The organism is Hyunsoonleella jejuensis (genome assembly GCF_900111025.1).
GTDB lineage: Bacteria > Bacteroidota > Bacteroidia > Flavobacteriales > Flavobacteriaceae > Jejuia > Jejuia jejuensis.
In genome coordinates this window covers 1-17,647 of record NZ_FOFN01000003.1, presented here as the reverse complement: position 1 = coordinate 17,647, position 17,647 = coordinate 1, and the positions used below count along the sequence as shown (strand labels likewise).

Annotated in this window: 13 protein-coding genes, 1 tRNA gene and 1 rRNA gene; 3 read left to right on the top strand and 12 right to left on the bottom strand. The window is 33.8% G+C overall.

All coding sequences use genetic code 11. The annotated features are described in order from the left end of the window. Positions 1–242: 242 nt before the first annotated feature. On the top strand, positions 243–1,916 hold the full coding sequence (gldJ, locus tag BMY39_RS10115; RefSeq protein ID WP_092580241.1) for a gliding motility lipoprotein GldJ: 1,674 nt from the start codon (positions 243–245) through the stop codon (positions 1,914–1,916). Positions 1,917–1,989: 73 nt separating this feature from the next. Next, on the top strand, positions 1,990–3,267 hold the full coding sequence (locus BMY39_RS10110; protein WP_092579266.1) for a UDP-N-acetylmuramoyl-tripeptide--D-alanyl-D-alanine ligase: 1,278 nt from the start codon (positions 1,990–1,992) through the stop codon (positions 3,265–3,267). Here BMY39_RS10110 and BMY39_RS10105 read toward each other — a convergent pair. From BMY39_RS10105 to BMY39_RS10060, 10 genes are all read right to left on the bottom strand, one after another. Beyond that, positions 3,264–4,613, bottom strand: a complete 1,350-nt coding sequence (locus BMY39_RS10105; RefSeq protein WP_092579264.1) for a DUF5723 family protein — start codon at positions 4,611–4,613, stop codon at positions 3,264–3,266. The two genes, BMY39_RS10110 and BMY39_RS10105, sit on opposite strands and share 4 nt — an antisense overlap. A gap of 371 nt (positions 4,614–4,984) precedes the next feature. Continuing rightward, entirely contained in the window at positions 4,985–5,755 is a 771-nt protein-coding gene (locus tag BMY39_RS10100) for a helix-turn-helix domain-containing protein (protein ID WP_092579262.1), read from the bottom strand. A 258-nt stretch (positions 5,756–6,013) separates the two neighbouring features. Beyond that, positions 6,014–6,088: transfer RNA gene (locus BMY39_RS10095), tRNA-Val, on the bottom strand. 63 nt (positions 6,089–6,151) lie between these two features. Beyond that, positions 6,152–7,369 (bottom strand): bifunctional folylpolyglutamate synthase/dihydrofolate synthase, encoded by a 1,218-nt coding sequence (locus BMY39_RS10090; protein WP_092579260.1) that lies wholly within the window; start codon positions 7,367–7,369, stop codon positions 6,152–6,154. A 3-nt stretch (positions 7,370–7,372) separates the two neighbouring features. Continuing rightward, positions 7,373–8,221: an energy transducer TonB gene (locus BMY39_RS10085; protein ID WP_092579258.1), complete on the bottom strand. Its 849-nt coding sequence runs from the start codon at positions 8,219–8,221 to the stop codon at positions 7,373–7,375. A 42-nt stretch (positions 8,222–8,263) separates the two neighbouring features. Continuing rightward, a complete protein-coding gene (locus BMY39_RS10080; protein ID WP_092579256.1) occupies positions 8,264–8,659 on the bottom strand; it encodes an ExbD/TolR family protein in 396 nt (131 codons plus the stop codon). A 1-nt stretch (position 8,660) separates the two neighbouring features. After that, a complete protein-coding gene (locus BMY39_RS10075; RefSeq protein WP_092579254.1) occupies positions 8,661–9,359 on the bottom strand; it encodes a MotA/TolQ/ExbB proton channel family protein in 699 nt (232 codons plus the stop codon). A gap of 151 nt (positions 9,360–9,510) precedes the next feature. After that, a complete protein-coding gene (gene nhaD / locus BMY39_RS10070) occupies positions 9,511–10,902 on the bottom strand; it encodes a sodium:proton antiporter NhaD (RefSeq protein ID WP_092579252.1) in 1,392 nt (463 codons plus the stop codon). A 10-nt stretch (positions 10,903–10,912) separates the two neighbouring features. Then, a complete protein-coding gene (locus BMY39_RS10065) occupies positions 10,913–12,139 on the bottom strand; it encodes a Glu/Leu/Phe/Val dehydrogenase dimerization domain-containing protein (RefSeq protein WP_092579250.1) in 1,227 nt (408 codons plus the stop codon). 152 nt (positions 12,140–12,291) lie between these two features. Beyond that, positions 12,292–13,356, bottom strand: a complete 1,065-nt coding sequence (locus BMY39_RS10060; protein WP_092579248.1) for an anhydro-N-acetylmuramic acid kinase — start codon at positions 13,354–13,356, stop codon at positions 12,292–12,294. A 94-nt stretch (positions 13,357–13,450) separates the two neighbouring features. Between BMY39_RS10060 and BMY39_RS10055 the strand changes: the two genes are divergently transcribed. Then, positions 13,451–14,593, top strand: a complete 1,143-nt coding sequence (locus tag BMY39_RS10055; RefSeq protein ID WP_092579246.1) for an acyl-CoA dehydrogenase — start codon at positions 13,451–13,453, stop codon at positions 14,591–14,593. 9 nt (positions 14,594–14,602) lie between these two features. Here the strand turns inward: BMY39_RS10055 and BMY39_RS10050 are convergent, their stop codons facing one another. Both BMY39_RS10050 and rrf read right to left on the bottom strand, forming a co-directional pair. After that, positions 14,603–17,416, bottom strand: a complete 2,814-nt coding sequence (locus tag BMY39_RS10050; protein ID WP_092579244.1) for a T9SS type B sorting domain-containing protein — start codon at positions 17,414–17,416, stop codon at positions 14,603–14,605. A 139-nt stretch (positions 17,417–17,555) separates the two neighbouring features. After that, positions 17,556–17,647: ribosomal RNA gene (rrf, locus tag BMY39_RS10045) — 5S ribosomal RNA — on the bottom strand; the annotation flags it as partial.

Below are 17,647 nucleotides of genomic sequence, written 5' to 3'. Positions count from 1 at the left end.
GTAGATATTATCAAATAAAACAACAATTTTTTTCTTTGCTCCAAAAATACAATAATAATTTATGAAAAGTAGCGTTATTTCTATGCGATAGTTTAGCGAAAAGCGCCAAAATCATCGACGAAATACATTGAAAATAGGATGAAATACATATTTTTTTCGTCAAAATGCAAAAAATAGCTTGTTCTATAAGGTTTAATTCTTATATTGCAGCACCAAAACAAAAATTTAGCTTACTTAAACGTATGAATATGAAAAATGTAGCGATATTAAAAGTATTCTTAATCGCAGCCCTTTCGGTTATGGCCTTTAGCTGTAAAAAATCATCTAGTTCAAAAAATAGTTCTAGAGCAACAGGATGGCAGATAAATGGAAGAGATGGCGGTTTTCAATACAATACAAACTTCAAAGAGCAAGAAACTGCCCCTGGTTTAGTTTTTATTGAAGGTGGTACATTTACTAAAGGTCGTGTGCAAGATGATGTAATGCACGACTGGAATAATACACCTACACAACAACACGTTCAATCATTCTACATGGATGAAACTGAAGTTACAAACTTAATGTATGTAGAATATCTCGACTACATGAAGAAGCTTTACCCACCAGACGATGAACTTTACAGAAATATTTACAACGGTATTTTACCTGATACTCTTGTTTGGAGAAACCGTTTAGGATACAACGAGGTAATGACAGACAACTATTTGAGACATCCTGCTTATGCAGAATATCCAGTGGTTGGTGTAAGTTGGATTCAAGCCGTTGAGTACTCCAACTGGCGTACAGACCGTGTAAACGAATTAAATTTGCAAAAAGAAGGTTATCGCGATATTGCCTTAAGTGAACAAGATCCTGATAATTATTTTAGTACGGATAGATATAAAGTAGATCCAAGTGCATATGACAATGGAGATACCGATGGCAGAAGAAACAGAAATGTTAAAGTAGACGCCGATGGCAATGAAACTGGTGTTTATGCTTCAATGGAAACTGGTGTAATTGGTCCAAAATATAGACTTCCAACCGAAACGGAATGGGAATATGCTGCTTTAGGTTTAAGTGAATTAAGAAGCTACAATTTATACCGCGGACGTAAAAAATACCCTTGGGATGGACAATATACCCGTTCTGGAAAGCGCAAGTACCGTGGCGACCAGTTAGCTAACTTTAAACAAGGTAAAGGTGATTACGGTGGAATTGCTGGATGGAGTGATGATGGGGCCGACATTACAAATGCTGTAAAATCATATGAACCAAACGATTATGGCTTATACGATATGGCAGGTAACGTTGCTGAATGGGTGGCTGATGTTTACAGACCTATTGTTGATGATGAATTTAACGACTTCAATTACTATAGAGGGAATGTATATACTAAAAACGCAATTACTGAAGAAGGTACTGTTAAGGTAATTACTTCAGACGAGATTGTTTACGATACGTTATCAAATGGAAAAATTGTTGCCAGAAACTTACCAGGTGAAATTGCTAAGGTTCCTGTTGATGAAAACGAAACATATTTAAGACCAAACTTTGATAGAGCTGATAATATTAACTTTAGAGACGGTGATCGTCGCTCTTCTCGCTATTTCGAAAGTTTTGGGGAAGGAGATGAAGATGAGGCTGCTGATGATTCTGAAACGAGAAAAATGTACAACTCTCCTAAGCATACCATCATGAGAGATTCTGCAGGAAACATTATCAGAGAATACGATAAATCTAACACTAGAACGTCATTGATTAATGATGAAGTAAGAGTTTATAAAGGTGGTTCTTGGAAAGATAGAGAATATTGGTTAGACCCTGCTCAAAGACGTTACTTCCCACAGGATATGGCTACAGATTATATTGGCTTTAGATGTGCTATGTCTCGTGTAGGTTCTAAATCTAAAATGAAACAAAAGAAAAAGAGTTAATACGCTAGTATCTTTTTAATATAAATTAAAAAAGTCCTGATGTTAAATCAGGACTTTTTTTTACATTTATTTTATGAATATTGAAACATTACACCACCTGTTTTTAAATTGTAATTCAGTTAGTACTGATACAAGAAAAATTGAAAAGGGAGACCTCTTTTTTGCTCTTAAAGGCGATAATTTTAATGGCAACTCTTATGCGCAACAAGCTATTGAAAAGGGAGCGAAATATGCTTTGATTGATGAAGAAGAATTTAAAACAGAGAATACTATTTTGGTTAATAATGTTCTTGAAACATTACAAAGTCTCGCTACTTACCATAGAAACTATCTAAAAACTCCAATAATTGCATTAACTGGCAGCAATGGAAAAACTACCACAAAAGAACTCATTAATGCTGTATTATCAAAAAAATTTAAAACTACAGCCACAATTGGGAATTTAAACAATCATATTGGTGTACCGTTAACCTTACTTTCAATGACCAAGAAAACTGAAATTGGTATTGTAGAAATGGGTGCCAATCATCAAAAAGAAATTGAATTTTTATGCGATATTGCGCTTCCTGATTATGGTTTAATTACCAATTTTGGTAAAGCACATTTAGAGGGTTTTGGTGGTGTAGAAGGTGTTATCAAAGGGAAAAGCGAAATGTTTACGCATCTTATAAATCACGACAAAACTATTTTCTTGAATATAAACGACCCTATACAGGTTGAAAAGGCTAAAAACGGTAATACGTTTACTTTCGGTTACAGTGAAAATATTCCTGAGGTTGCCATAGACTTTATAGATGCTTTACCGTTCGTGAAATCTAAATACAATAATTTAATAATTGAAAGTCAGTTAATTGGAGACTACAACTTTAATAATATAGCAGTAGCAATAGCAATTGGCAATTATTTCAAAGTAAATGATAATGATATAAAATCTGCTATTAAAAATTATGTGCCAGCTAATAATCGCTCTCAAATCATACAAAAAGACTCCAATAAAATAATATTAGATGCCTATAATGCAAACCCTACAAGTATGCGTGCGGCCCTTTTAAATTTTGAAAAACAAGAGGGCTATAAGATTGCGATTTTAGGTGACATGTTTGAATTAGGTAAAGACGCAAAACAAGAACATCAAAACATTGCCGACTTAGCTATCTCCTTAAATATTAATAAGGTTATTTTTGTTGGTGAGAATTTTTATAAATCTAAAATTCATTCTGAAAAAGCTAAAAAATATAAGTCCTATTCAAACTTTGAAAAGGACTTTATTATTAAAGAGATTGAAAATTCTTCGTTTTTAATAAAAGGCTCTAGAGGTATGGCACTTGAGCGGGTTTTGGAATTGATTTAAAAAGTTTTATTTAATTTTCTATAAATAGGCACCTTAAGCCCTACATATACATCTGTAGTTTTTGAAGTGTCTGAGAATAAATTGGTAAGAACGGACCCAGAACCTACCATTAATGGACCAAAACGTAGCCCTGCGCCCCAAGCTAAATCCCCATATTGCCTAAAGCTTACAGGGCTATAGATACTAAACCATTTAGTTTCTAAACGTGGTGCTATTGTAAAAGCATTTATAATAGTATTAGCAGTTTCTGTATTATTTTTTACCAACGAAAAAGACCCTGAAAAACTGGTGTATAACTTATTTTTTATTCTATAATCCAACAAAAGATGAAAAGCTGTCGGTAATTTTAGTTTTGTACTAGTAACTGTTGTTACCCCGCTGTAATTATCCTCTAATGTTTGTTCGGTATCATCCTGATCAAAAATAGAAGCATCCACCGTATTATTTAAGTTGTATTGAGTTATTTCGCTTTGTTTATAATTTATAGATCCAATATCAGTAATAGAGGCTCCAATTTTAACCTTGTATTGCGTATAATTAACTCTTATCGAATCGTTTTCAATACTATTATCTTTGCTATTCCATTGATATGTAAAACCAATATCGGCTCCAAAACCAGAGGTAATGTCTTTATATTCTATATCGTCAATATCAAAATCTTCTTGACTTAGTCCGTAACTCAAATTACCGGCAGTTGTTAATGAATTAGCTGTTGCATCATATTGTCCAGAAATTAACGGAGCATTAAAAAACCCTGCGCCAGCCCCCTGTAAATATTTTAATGTGACACCTCCTTTTAAAAGATGTTTCTCATTTTTCATTAAAATTCTACCGTAGGTTAGCCCAATTTCTCCCCATGCATGTATCGTGCCGTTAAAATTATTCATATTAATATCAAAATCGTTGGTTTGATCAAAACCGTCAGCTAAACTCTCATATAGTTCACCGCTAATATTATTAATATTTAAAAAAGCACGAACTCTGGTTGTAATTCCAATACTAGATTTTCTATTTAAATTGAACATGAACGATGGCCCCAAGATATCCGCATTAAAAAAGAAGTTATTGTCATCTTTGGGGAATTTTTCAATATCATCATCAAAATCAAAACCGCCATCTGAATTTATAACGTCTTGAACATTGATACCAAAATAGTCGCTACCCCCAAAGGCACTTGCAGAAATAATATTTATATCGGCCTTGAACGGAGAGTCAACTACATTGGCTGGATTGAGAACCAATCCATGAACACCTGAATAATTATCTACTAAATGCCCTATATAACTTTGTGCATAGTTTTGTATTGAGACGATTAACAAAATTAAAATAAGTACTACTTTTTTCATAAACGGTTGGGTTTTGGTTAATAATAACAATTGTTAGCAGCCATAAACACAAGCAATAGAGCTACATAAGTTGGTTATATTTACTGATTTGGGAATATTACTATTTTAGAAGTTACCTACTTAAAAAAGTACTTCTAACAATAATCCTGTATATAATTATACAATACCTAAAACTGACATTTAAACAAAGATACTTAAAAAACAAAATGCCCATGAAAAAGTATATCTTTAAATGGGCACTCTTTAATTCTCCCTAAGAACTAATTAATAGCGATGTAAATATCATAAAACATCTCAATTGATACAATACTCAAATTGAGTATTTTAAATGCTTTTCGTTCAAAATATCAGTTATACCGACAAAAGTCAAATTACAACCAGTTCTTATTGTTTTTTAGCATTCCTATAAGTTCTCCTGTGGAAGTTAAATTTAACTTTTTAAGAATGTTTCTTCTATGCGTGTCAACGGTATTAGAACTAATATTTAGCTTTTCAGCAATGGCTTTGCTTGAATAATTTAATACGAGTAACCTGATAACATCTCTTTCTCTATTACTAATGCCATTTGATAGTAATTGTTGTGAGAAATTATTGAAATAAACGGTTTCATATTCGTTATTATCATTAAGCAATTTAGCCGATGCACAAATTTGTAACTTAACATCTGGGTGCAATACCGTATAATGAGCAAGCCCGATTATAGGTTTATTGTCATTATCAAACTCTAGGGGCGATGTATTTTGTAAAATATTCATATACTCATTATTTCCATTTTTAAGCCTGTAATTCCAAGTATATGTCATTTTACATCGCTTCTCAACCTCAATTTCACTCAAGGTGAACTCCATTAATCCATTAAGTGCTTTTAACCAAGTATCAACATCATCAGGGTGCATCCTGCTCCAAAAATAACGCATACCCCCTTTTTTTAAATCACTTTCATCTAATCCTAAACAGGCCTTCATGTTTTTACTTACGTATTCAAAATTTAAATTTTGGGTGTTAGTGATACAAAAAAAGGTTGATGTAAAAGGAAGATAATTATCTAACTCTATAATTTTTTGAATATGCTGTTCTATGGAAGGGTTGTTATAAGATTTGAATATTTCTTTGTAGGCTTCTTTAATAGTACTGCTATTCATAGACGAGAGATTTTTTTAAAAATAGCGAAAATTGAAGTGGTAAAAAAGCATAAAGAAAAAAAGCTTCCAGAAATGGAAGCTTTTGTGGGCGCGAAGGGATTACATATCCCAAATACAAAACCACTTCTGCAAATACAATTTCAAAGTGCTTTCGCACCTTTCAAAATTTTTGTTTTTCATAAACATCTTGAGTAAGCTCAGTAATTATACAAAACAAAAATTCCGATTTGAAAAATCAAATCGGAATTATGCTTGATGTGGGCGCGAAGGGATTCGAACCCCTGACCCCTTGGGTGTAAACCAAGTGCTCTGAACCAACTGAGCTACGCGCCCTTATTAATAGGTGTGCAAATATAATCTAGTTTTTAATACTGCAAAAACTTTTTTGAGAAAAATTTAAATAATTTCTGCCACTACAAACGTGCTGCCACCAACAAAAACAAAGTCATCTTTTGCGGCATTTTTAAAGGCAGTTTTATAAGCTTCATTTACAGAACTATATGTTTCTCCAAATAAATGATGTACCGCTAATTCTTCTTTTAATTCTTTAGCATCCTTTCCCCTTGGAATATCTGGTTTACAAAAATAATAGGTGGCTCTTTTTGGTAGCAAAGCAACTATCGAACTTAAATCTTTATCATTTACCACTCCAAAAACAATATGAAGTTTCCTAAATTTTTCCTTTTGAAGTTGGGACATCACGTAACTTAAACCTTCCCTATTGTGTCCTGTATCGCAAACAACTTTTGGTGTTTCATTTAAAACTTGCCATCTACCCAATAAACCTGTATTCTTAACTACATTTAAAAAACCACGTTCAATATTTTTATTTGAAATATTATAGCCTTTTAACTGCAATTCCTTTATGGTTTGAAATGCTGTTTTTATATTTTTAGATTGATACGACCCCATCATATCTGATGGATAAACCGCATGAACTACCTGGTCAGCATATACTATTTTTGAAGTATTAGCTTCTGCTAATGCATCAAAAACAGGTTTAGTTTTCTTTTGGGTTTCTCCAACCACTACAGGTATATTTGGTTTTATGATACCGCCTTTTTCACCAGCAATTAGCTCTAAAGTATCGCCTAAAAATTGCGTATGATCTAACCCAATATTTGTAATTACCGAAACTTCAGGAGTTAAAATATTTGTAGAATCCAAACGTCCACCCATACCTACTTCAACTACAGCGATATCAACTTTCTGTTTTGAAAAAAAATCAAATGCCATTCCAACAGTCATTTCAAAAAATGACAATTGGTTACTCTCAAAAAAAGATGTATTCCTTTTTATAAACCCAATAACAAACTGCTTACTTACAGATTTTCCATTAATCTTAATACGTTCTCTAAAATCTTTTAAATGTGGTGAAGTATACAAACCAACTTTATATCCTGCTTCTTGTAAGATCGAAGCGATCATATGGCTTGTTGAACCCTTTCCATTAGTTCCTGCTACATGTACAGATTTAAAACCTTGTTCAGGATGATTTAAATGTGCTGCTAATTTTAAAGTATTGGATAAATCTTTTTTGAAGGCTGTTTTACCTTGGCGTTGATACATTGGCAGTTGCGCAAACATCCAATCTAGCGTATCTTGATACGTCATAAACTATTGACTCAATTTGAAATTAACACTAACAAATCCTATTTGGCGAGACGGCGCTTTAGAATCGGCTGGCCATTTATGAGATAATGCTATTTTCTTTGCTGGATCTAACAAACACTTAGCAGTGTTGGTTGTCCCTCGTTGCCCAGGTTCTGCTTCTATTACGTTTCCATTTCTGTCTACGATAATTTTTACAATTACCAATCCAGACTCATTACAATCTTGTTTTATCCTTTTAAACGAAGCTCTACCGCGACCATTTAATCCATAACCAACACCGCCACTTCCAGTACCTTGACCACCAAAATAACTTGGTGCGTAAGGATTTCCATCTAATTGCCCTTTATCACCTGCTTTGTTATCATTACCCTCACTTCCTGTTTCGGAACCTTCAGATTTGCTCACACCCCCAATTAAGGCGTCCAATTTTTTCTTCTTTTCTTCTTGCTCTCGTTTTTCTTTGGCAATCCTATCAGCTTCTGCCTTAGCTTTGGCATCTGCAATAGCTTTTGCGCGTGCTTCAGCTTCTTTTTGCTTTTTTATGGCTATTTCTTCAGCATTGTCTTGTGTAAGAACTTCTTCTTTAGCTTCCGCCGCTTTTGTAGGTTCTGCTTTAGAAGGCTCTGGTTGTGGCGGTTCTTCCACAACTTTTGGCTCAGACTTCACCGGTTTTTTAGGTTGCACATTGCCCCTCCCAAAATCTGAATTCCCAAAGTTCACAGCAACACCATATTCTTCTGGAGGATCCATATAAGGCGGTCCAACAACAAACAATAGTAACAATAAAATAATAGCAAGTAATGCTGTTATTTTTGCTGAATTACGTTCGTGTTTGGTTTCTAAATACTTCATATAAATAGTATACGCAATAGTTGTTCCGAAGAAAACTTAAGCTTACTTATTTGGTTTTACAGCTAAAATCACCTTAAATTTATTTCTATTAGCAATATCCATTACTTTAACTACATTCTCAACTGGCACTGATTTTTCAGCTCTTAAAACAATTGTTGGTTTATCTTCTTTTGACAATGCTGCTAAAAGTTCATTTTCTAAAACACTTACACCTACTCTTTTCTGGTCGATATAATACGTTAAATCCTTTTTAATACTAACAGCAACCGACTTTTTATTTTCGGTTTTACCACTAGCCTTTGGTAATAAAATATCAATAGCGTTTGTAGTTACCAAAGTAGAGGCTATCATAAAAAAGATTAATAACAGAAATACAATATCCGTCATTGACGACATATTGAATTCTGGTGTTACTTTATTTCTTCCTCTTATATCCATATTAAGTAGGTTCGTTTAAGTGATCTAAAAACTCTAAGGAATTTGCTTCCATTTGATATACCACTTTATTAGTTCTCACCACTAAATGATTGTAAGCAATATAGCCTACAATCCCAACTATTAAACCGGCTACCGTTGTTGTCATCGCAGTGTAAAGTCCACTTGCTAAGGTATCCATTTGAATTGTTCCACCGGCATTTGCTAGCTCAAAAATAGCCAATATCATTCCTATTACAGTTCCTAAAAACCCTATCATTGGAGCTGCACCAGAAATGGTTGCCAAAACGCTCACATTTTTTTCTAACTTATAAATCTCTAATCTACCGGCATTTTCTATGGCTGTATTAATATCAGCTAAAGGTTTTCCTATTCGTGTAATACCCTTATTAATCAATCTGGATACAGGAGAATTAACTTGAGCACATAGCATTTGTGCAGAATCAATTTTCCCATTACTAACGTGGTCTTTAATTTGATTCATAAAGTTAGCATCTACTTTTGAAGCCGCTTTAATAGCAAATAATCGTTCAAAATAAATATAGGTTGCTACAATAAGCAGTAAAAACAAAATAGCGATTATAAGTTGACCAGCTAATCCGCCACTACTTATTAATTCAATTATTGAAAGTGTTTTTTCAACAGATTCCCCATCTGCTAATGCTGTACCCTCTTGGGTGTCTTGTAATAATATGTTTAGCATAAAATTTTAGGTTAATTGCAACAGTATAACGTGTGTTTTGTTGCTAAAGTATAATATTTATAGTTTTCAATTCTATTTACGTATTTAAAAAGCAGAAAGATTAGCAAAAACACTAATCTTTCAAATTTTATACCAATCTAAATACTTTTATTTAAAATAGCGTTCTGGTTACCATAAAAGCAGCAGCACCCACCAAAAAACCTGCAAGCGCCAACCAAGATATTTTTTTTATGTACCAAAAGAAATCTATCTTCTCCATTCCCATCGCAACTACTCCAGCTGCGGAACCAATAATCAACATACTCCCACCTGTACCTGCAGAATATGCAATGAAATGCCATAATTCATGATCTAAAGGTTCTGAGAACATTCCTAAACTTGCAGCTACTAGTGGTACGTTATCTATAACTGCAGAACCAAATCCTAACAAAATAACTACCAAATCAGATACGCCTCCTTCATGCAGCTCTGTTCCTAATTGAGGGGTTGCTTCTCGCAACCAATCGGCAGCACCAAATAAAATTCCTAAAGATTCTAAAGCTGCAACCGCCATTAAAATACCAAGAAAAAATAAAATACTTGGTAATTCTATTTTTGATAATGACTGGTGTACAGGGCTATGATGTGCATGCATTTCACTTTCAGTACTGTCAAAATCAGTCATACTAAATTTAGAACTGCTGTAAATTTCAGCGAAAGTTGCAACTACACCTAAGGACAACATCATTCCTACATAAGGCGGCAAGTGTGTAATCATTTTAAAAATCGGCACAAAAACAATGGCTCCCAAACCTAAATAAAGCATAGTACCACTAAATCTGGATTTCGTTTTCTCTTTATCTTCAACTATATTTAATTCTCCTTTGAATACTGGTAAAAAGGATGCAATTAATGATGGAACTACCATACACAATAACGAAGGCACAAACAAATAGCCTATTAAATGACCTGTAGTTACTTTTTTACCAATCCAAAGCATGGTTGTTGTAACATCTCCTATAGGAGACCAAGCACCACCTGCATTTGCAGCAATAATTATTAAACCAGCATACCATATACGAATATTTCTGTCTTTTACAATTTTTTGAAGAATAGAAATTAACACAATAGTTGCTGTAAGGTTATCAATAATTGCAGATAAAATGAACGCCAATACTGAAAATATCCATAGAATTTTGGTTTTCTTTTTAGTCCTAATAAATCCTTTTATAGTAGCGAAGCCATCAAAATAATCAATAATTTCAACGATGGTCATTGCTCCCAACAGGAACACTAGTATTTCGGCGGTTTTTCCAAGATGATGCAGTAGAGTTTCTTCCATTAAGTGCATCTTTTCTTCATGCCTAAATGTCCCAAAATTTTCAAGTAACATATGTTTACCAGAATCGAACCATTGCGGGAAGCTTTCTAAACCTAAAGCGATTAGTGCCCAACATATAGCCATCATCACCAAAGCTGGTATTAACTTGTCAATTTTTATACTATGCTCTAAGGTTATGGCCAAATAGCCCATAACAAATACCAAAATAATTGCTGCTTCCATAAATTAATTTTTATACGAGTTCGTTTAGCGCTATTTCAAATGCTGTAGCGCTTATTCCTGTTTTAGATTTACTTTTCTTGTAAATTTTTTCTAAAGCTTTTTTTATTGTTTCAGATGTATCATTAAAAATGGCTTCATCTGTCATTTGTACTTTACGTTCCATAAAATAAGCAAAAACTCTAGCCATACCACAATTAGATATAAAATCTGGAATTAAACTTACTTTATAATCGGTATGCTCCATTATAGGACCAAAAAATATCTCCTTATCTGCAAAAGGCACATTGGCACCACATGAAATTACTTCTAAACCACTATCAATCATTTCATCTATTTGATGAATTGTTATTAATCTAGAAGCGGCGCAAGGTGCAAAGACCTCGGTTTGCAACCCCCAAATTCGTTTGTTTATTTCTTCAAAAGGAATCAAATTTTCAGCGTGCAATATATTACCTTTTTTAGCAAGAAACATATGACTTATGTCATTAAACGTAAAACCTTTTTCATTAATTACTCCACCAACAATATCAATAATGCCTACAACCTTTGCACCCATCTGGGACAGGTAAAATGCTGCTGCTGCACCTACATTTCCAAAACCTTGAACTATCGCGCGTTTTCCTTTAATAGAACCACCATAAATATCGTAGTAATGTTTTGCGGCTTCAGCTACCCCAAAGCCAGTAATCATATCGGCAACTTTATATTTTTTTGAAACATCTGGAGAATACTCTGGATTCTCAATAACTTTAATTACACCTTGACGAAGTTGACCTATTCTATTTATTTTATCCGCTTCTGTAGGTTTAAAATACCCATTAAAAACGCCTTCTTGCGGATGCCAAACACCACTTTCTTCTGTAATAGGAATTACTTCATTTGTTTCATCTATATTCAAATCGCCTCCGGTACCATAATAACTTTTCAAAAGTGGTGAAACAGCTCTATACCAACGCTCTAAAACTCCTTTTTTTCGTGGATCCTTAGGGTCAAAATTTATACCAGATTTTGCACCTCCTATGGGCGGTCCGGAAACTGTAAATTTTATTTCCATGGTCTTTGCAAGAGACAAAACCTCATTCATGTCTAAGCCTTTACGCATTCTTGTACCTCCACCGGCAGCACCACCTCTTAAGGAGTTTATAACTACCCAACCTTCAGCTTCAGTTTCAGAATCTTTCCAATTAAAAACAATTTCTGGTTCTCTATTTTCAAACTTATCTAATAATTCTTTCATCTTTATTTATTTGATTCATTTTAAACTAACACATGTAACAATTCTTGTGAACAAAAATGTGCAGCTAAAGTTGAGTCATGATAAAGTGATTTAAAATTATTCTAACAAATATAAAAAACTATGAGACCTTAGAAGATTAATTTTATATTAATTTAAGGGTAAAAAATTACACCTGAAGAGTGATTTTTTAAAGCTCCTGTAACACTTTTTAAACAATTTACCTCGTTGCGAAGTTTTAGTACACCTAAAAAAGCAAATATTAGAGCTTCTTTAAATTCAATTAATGTTTTATCTGGAACAGTAATTTTGTTGGTAGAATATAACTGTAATCTTTCCATTAAATAAGTATTATAAACGCCTCCTCCAGTAACCAAAACCGAAGCATTATTCTTTTTATTAATCTCCTTTGAGAGCTGTATTGCAATATGCTCACAAAACGTATGTAATATATCTTGTACTTCCATTCCATACTTTTCTATTAACGGAAATATGTTAGATTTTACCCATTCCAAGCCAAGCGATTTGGGTGGGGGCAGACGATAAAACTCTAGCTGATTTAATAATACTAACAAATCTTTATTAATACTTCCCATAGAAGCTTTTTTACCTTGGTCATCATAATCAAAACCTAGCCGATTGATATAACAATTTAAAACAATATTTACAGGGCAGATATCGTAGGCAATCCGTTTATCTTCAAAATCGAGAGAAATATTTGAAAATCCACCTAAATTCAAACAAAAATCGTATTCAGAAAACAACAATTTATCGCCGATGGGTACCAGCGGTGCACCCTGTCCACCAAGCTCAACATCTTGCACTCTAAAATCACATACCACTTTTCGATTCAGTAACTTAGAAATTATAGCTCTATTTCCTATTTGATATGTAAACTGTTTCTCGGGCTCATGCAGTGCCGTATGACCATGAGAGCATATGGCATCTAAATTAGTTATACCATGCTTTTTAATAAAACCCTGTATCTTTTTAGCTAAAAATAATGTGTAATTGTCATCAATAGCTTCCAATTCGGCAGTAGTTTTATCTACCAAACCCTTTAATGTTTCAATCCAAAACCCATTATAAGAAACTGTTTCGGCATGAATTATATTAAATATCCATTTACTTCCTCTTTTAAATTGAGCATATACTAAGTCGAGCCCATCCAAAGAGGTCCCAGACATCACACCAATTACATAATATTCATCTTTTAACATAGAATGTAAATTTAATAATCTGTATTGAAAAATTCACACTAAAAAGCTATATTTGTAAACATTTTTTATCAAAATAACATTTTAATTACGAATTATGAATTTTAACCTTTCTGAAGAACATAAAATGATTCGTGACGCCGCTCGCGATTTTGCCCAAACCGAATTGCTTCCTGGAGTAATTGAAAGAGATAATAAACAAGAATTTCCGAATGAGTTAGTTAAGAAAATGGGAGACCTTGGGTTTATGGGTATAATGGTTGATCCTAAATATGGTGGAAGTGGCATGGATACCATCTCGTATGTTCTTATTATGGAGGAATTATCTAAAATTGACGCTTCGGCATCGGTAATTGTTTCGGTAAATAATTCGTTGGTGTGTTATGGTTTGGAGGCCTACGGTACAGAAGAGCAAAAACAAAAATATTTAACCAAGTTGGCCACTGGCGAACATGTTGGTGCATTTTGCCTAAGCGAACCTGAAGCCGGTAGTGATGCCACGTCTCAAAGAACAACAGCGATAGATAAAGGTGACCACTATATATTAAACGGTACAAAAAACTGGATTACTAGTGGAGGTAGAGCTGATACGTACCTTGTAATAGCTCAAACCGATCGAGATAAAGGCTCTCATGGTATAAATGCTTTTATTGTAGAAAAAGGTATGGAAGGTTTTCATGTTGGGCCTAAAGAAGATAAATTGGGCATTCGTGGAAGTGATACCCATACACTACAATTTAATGATGTAAAAGTGCCAAAAGAGAATAGAATAGGCGTTAACGGATCTGGGTTTAGATTCGCAATGAAAACTCTTTCTGGAGGTCGTATTGGTATTGCTGCGCAAGCATTAGGTATTGCCCAAGGCGCCTATGAATTAGCTATCAAGTATTCCAAGCAACGAAAAGCCTTTGGTACTGAAATTTGCAATCATCAAGCCATAGCTTTCAAATTAGCTGATATGTATACCGAAATTGAAGCTGCCAGAATGCTAGTAATGAAAGCCGCTACCGATAAAGATGCAGGTAACAATTATGATAAATCAAGTGCCATGGCAAAATTATATGCCTCTAAAGTAGCCATGGAGCAAACCGTAGAAGCCGTCCAAATTCATGGTGGTAATGGTTTTGTAAAAGAATATCATGTGGAGCGTTTAATGCGGGATGCAAAAATCACTCAAATTTACGAAGGCACCTCTGAAATCCAAAAAATTGTAATTTCTAGGAGTATTTTGAGGGACTAAATTAAAGGATTACCTTTTTAATGTGAAGTGTCCACGATTAATTTTTCCATTCTCAAAAATAGCCTCATACCAATAATCACTTTGTGGCACAACAAAACCATTATAAGTGCCATCCCATCTATAATTATTTTCTTTGTTCAAGTAAGCAATCATTTTACCGAATCTGTCATAAATTTTAACTATAATTGTTTCTAGCTCAATTCCTGATAATCCTTTTACTGTCCAAAAATCATTTATACCGTCATTATTCGGCGTAAAGAAACTTGGATATCCTAAAATATACAAATCCTCCTGAATTGTTGGTTCACATTGATTTACATCCCTAACAAACACTGTATACTTACCAGCAGGAATATTTTCAAAACTAAAAGAACCTTGACCTTGATAATAATTAATGTCATCAATAGAGAATTCATAACTACCTCTGCCATTAATCTGAACAGTAACTAAATGGGTGTTTTTAGATATTTTACTTACTCCAATATTATTGATAGTTGGTTGTTGAGTCCTATTTATTTTAAAATCGAAGGTATTCGAACACTCTATTCCATTCTCGCTTTTATATGCTACATGCTGATAAGATCCTTGTTGGCTTAGACTTAACTCTCTTTGCGTCGATATCAAATCTCCAGTATCAATATTTATCCATTCATACCTGTCATTAGAAGCATCTCCTGATAATACTATAGGTTGATTACCGCAAATTAAATACTCGTTTTCAATATTGATTTTTGGTGAGGAATTTACTATTAATTTAAAAAAAGATATCCCACTACAAGCTAAATTTTCCTCTTGCGCTCTAACCCAAATTGTCGTAGACTCAGACGTCAAAAAACGAGCTGTTATTTCATTTTGTTCCGTTAGTGCATCTTCTATTGAAGGATAATATTTTAAGTCTGTAGACAAGGATAAATTAACTTCTTGACGAATGTCTTGCTTCTTAAAGCCCAATGGAAAAACTCCTGATCCATCATTTTGATTTAAATCCGAACTATCGCAAGCATACATTTCTGTAATATTTCCCAAATCAACATAAACTGCTGATATAAAAAAGGAGGTAATTTCAAAACATCCATTTTCGTTCGTAACTCTAACAAACACCTCTTGATTTGGTATTGTATTAGTGTAACTTTCAGAATTTACAATAGGCTGTATATTCAACTCTGCATCTGCTTTGTTTTCAAAAAACACTAATTCTCCATTGAACAAAGGATCCGTAATTTTATTTTTTATGGTATTTAAATTGAATAATGAGATCCCATCCGTATCCACGTCACATTGAACTAACTCTTGGTTTTCTATCAAGTTAGGCAGTTCATATATCTTCAAATCTTTGGTAATGGTTATAGGACAATTATTTACAGTAATTGTTGCCTCTACTTTATAATTCCCTGCCGTAGTATATACATGCTCTGGATTAACAATATTTGATGTAGTGCCATCACCAAAGTCCCATATGGCATCTGTAATTTCTCCATAGGTATCAATTTCCATAGGAATACCTTCTCCTAGGCACGCATTTTCTGCAAGTATCCGAGTTCTAAAATAAGATTGAATAAATGTAGGAAGTCCAAGCCGTGACTTAGTTGAGCCCAAGTTGATAGCATTATTAACATAATTAGCCTCTACCTCAAAAAGCTCTGGACTATTAACAACTCCTAGATTCGAAATCCCTTGAATGTCTTTGATGGTTAAGGCCCTATATATTTTGCCATTTTTTGCAAGTTGTAATCCAGCTGCCGTTAATGCGTTAATTTCTTCATGAATAGAGAACCAATTCTGCTGGGGATTGAAATTTGAGAGATCATATTGGTACAGCAAATTTTTTCTGAGAGTTTCCGGTTGAAACTCATTAGAGTTCTCAACGTACATACCCTGACGAATTAGCGTAGCGTATAAAAATTTAGAATCATTCGAGAACTCAACACCAAAAGCTGATACCACTTCAAAAAACACAAAAGAAGTTAACAAATTTCTTTTGTAACTTACCACTCCTGTTTCCGAATTAAAATCAAAAACTGATAAATGATTGTTAAGAGATTGAGGTCTATAATTGGCACACGCTAATTTCGTTCCGTCAGGTGAAAACTTCATTTGGCCTTCCTGTAGACCCTCATAAAAGACATTATTTGTGATTATGGGACTTCCAATATCGCCATTTGTATTTATTTTGTAACAATAAAACGAAGTAAATTCATCATCTTCATTCTTTTTAGTGGTCATTAACCAAATAGATTTACCATCTGAATGATGAACTGCTGTTAGTTTTCCTATACCCCCGTCGGGTAATAATGTTCTATTTTTTACAGTAACTTCGCCTAAGCCATTACCCTGACTCATGTCAACTATTGAATATCTCAAGCCATCAGCCGTTGTAATTGTAAACACATAATATAATTCAGGATTATCAGTAACAGGAATAATTATAACATTAAGTAGAATATTAGGCTCCGTAATAATTGGTCCTCCAGTACCAAGTGTCCCAACGAGAGCCCCGTTGACCATTATATTATGATTACGATTCCAAATATTGGTTCCGTTTGTATAAAATAAAAGGCTTCCATCTTTATCAGACATAGTTGCACAAGGATTTTGTGCAATCATGGCACCATCAGTAAGTACTTGTGGATCATTCTGAAAATCAAAAAGTAATCCTGCATTCTCTCCAAAATACCAGTGATTGGTATTGTTTTGCGCCAATAAGTGTGTAGTGTTATTAAGTACAGAAAAAGTAAAAAGTAATAATAGTTCTCTACGTAGACATGAAAAGACTCTCAAATCTTTTAAATATACTTCGTATGCCTTTATAAAAAGGTAATTCATAGCAATAACACCTATTCTTTGAACAAATTTAATGATTCTGCAGTGTTTAGTCAGGTGTTTTAACTAAAGGTTAGTAATTGCTTTGCTAAGTTACTTCAATAAAAAAATCCCTTCATTAAAGATTAATGAAGGGATTCAAAAAAGGCGGCGACCTACTCTTCCACAAGTGCAGTACCATCGGCGCTAACGGGCTTAACTTCTCTGTTCGGAATGGTAAGAGGTGAGCCCCGT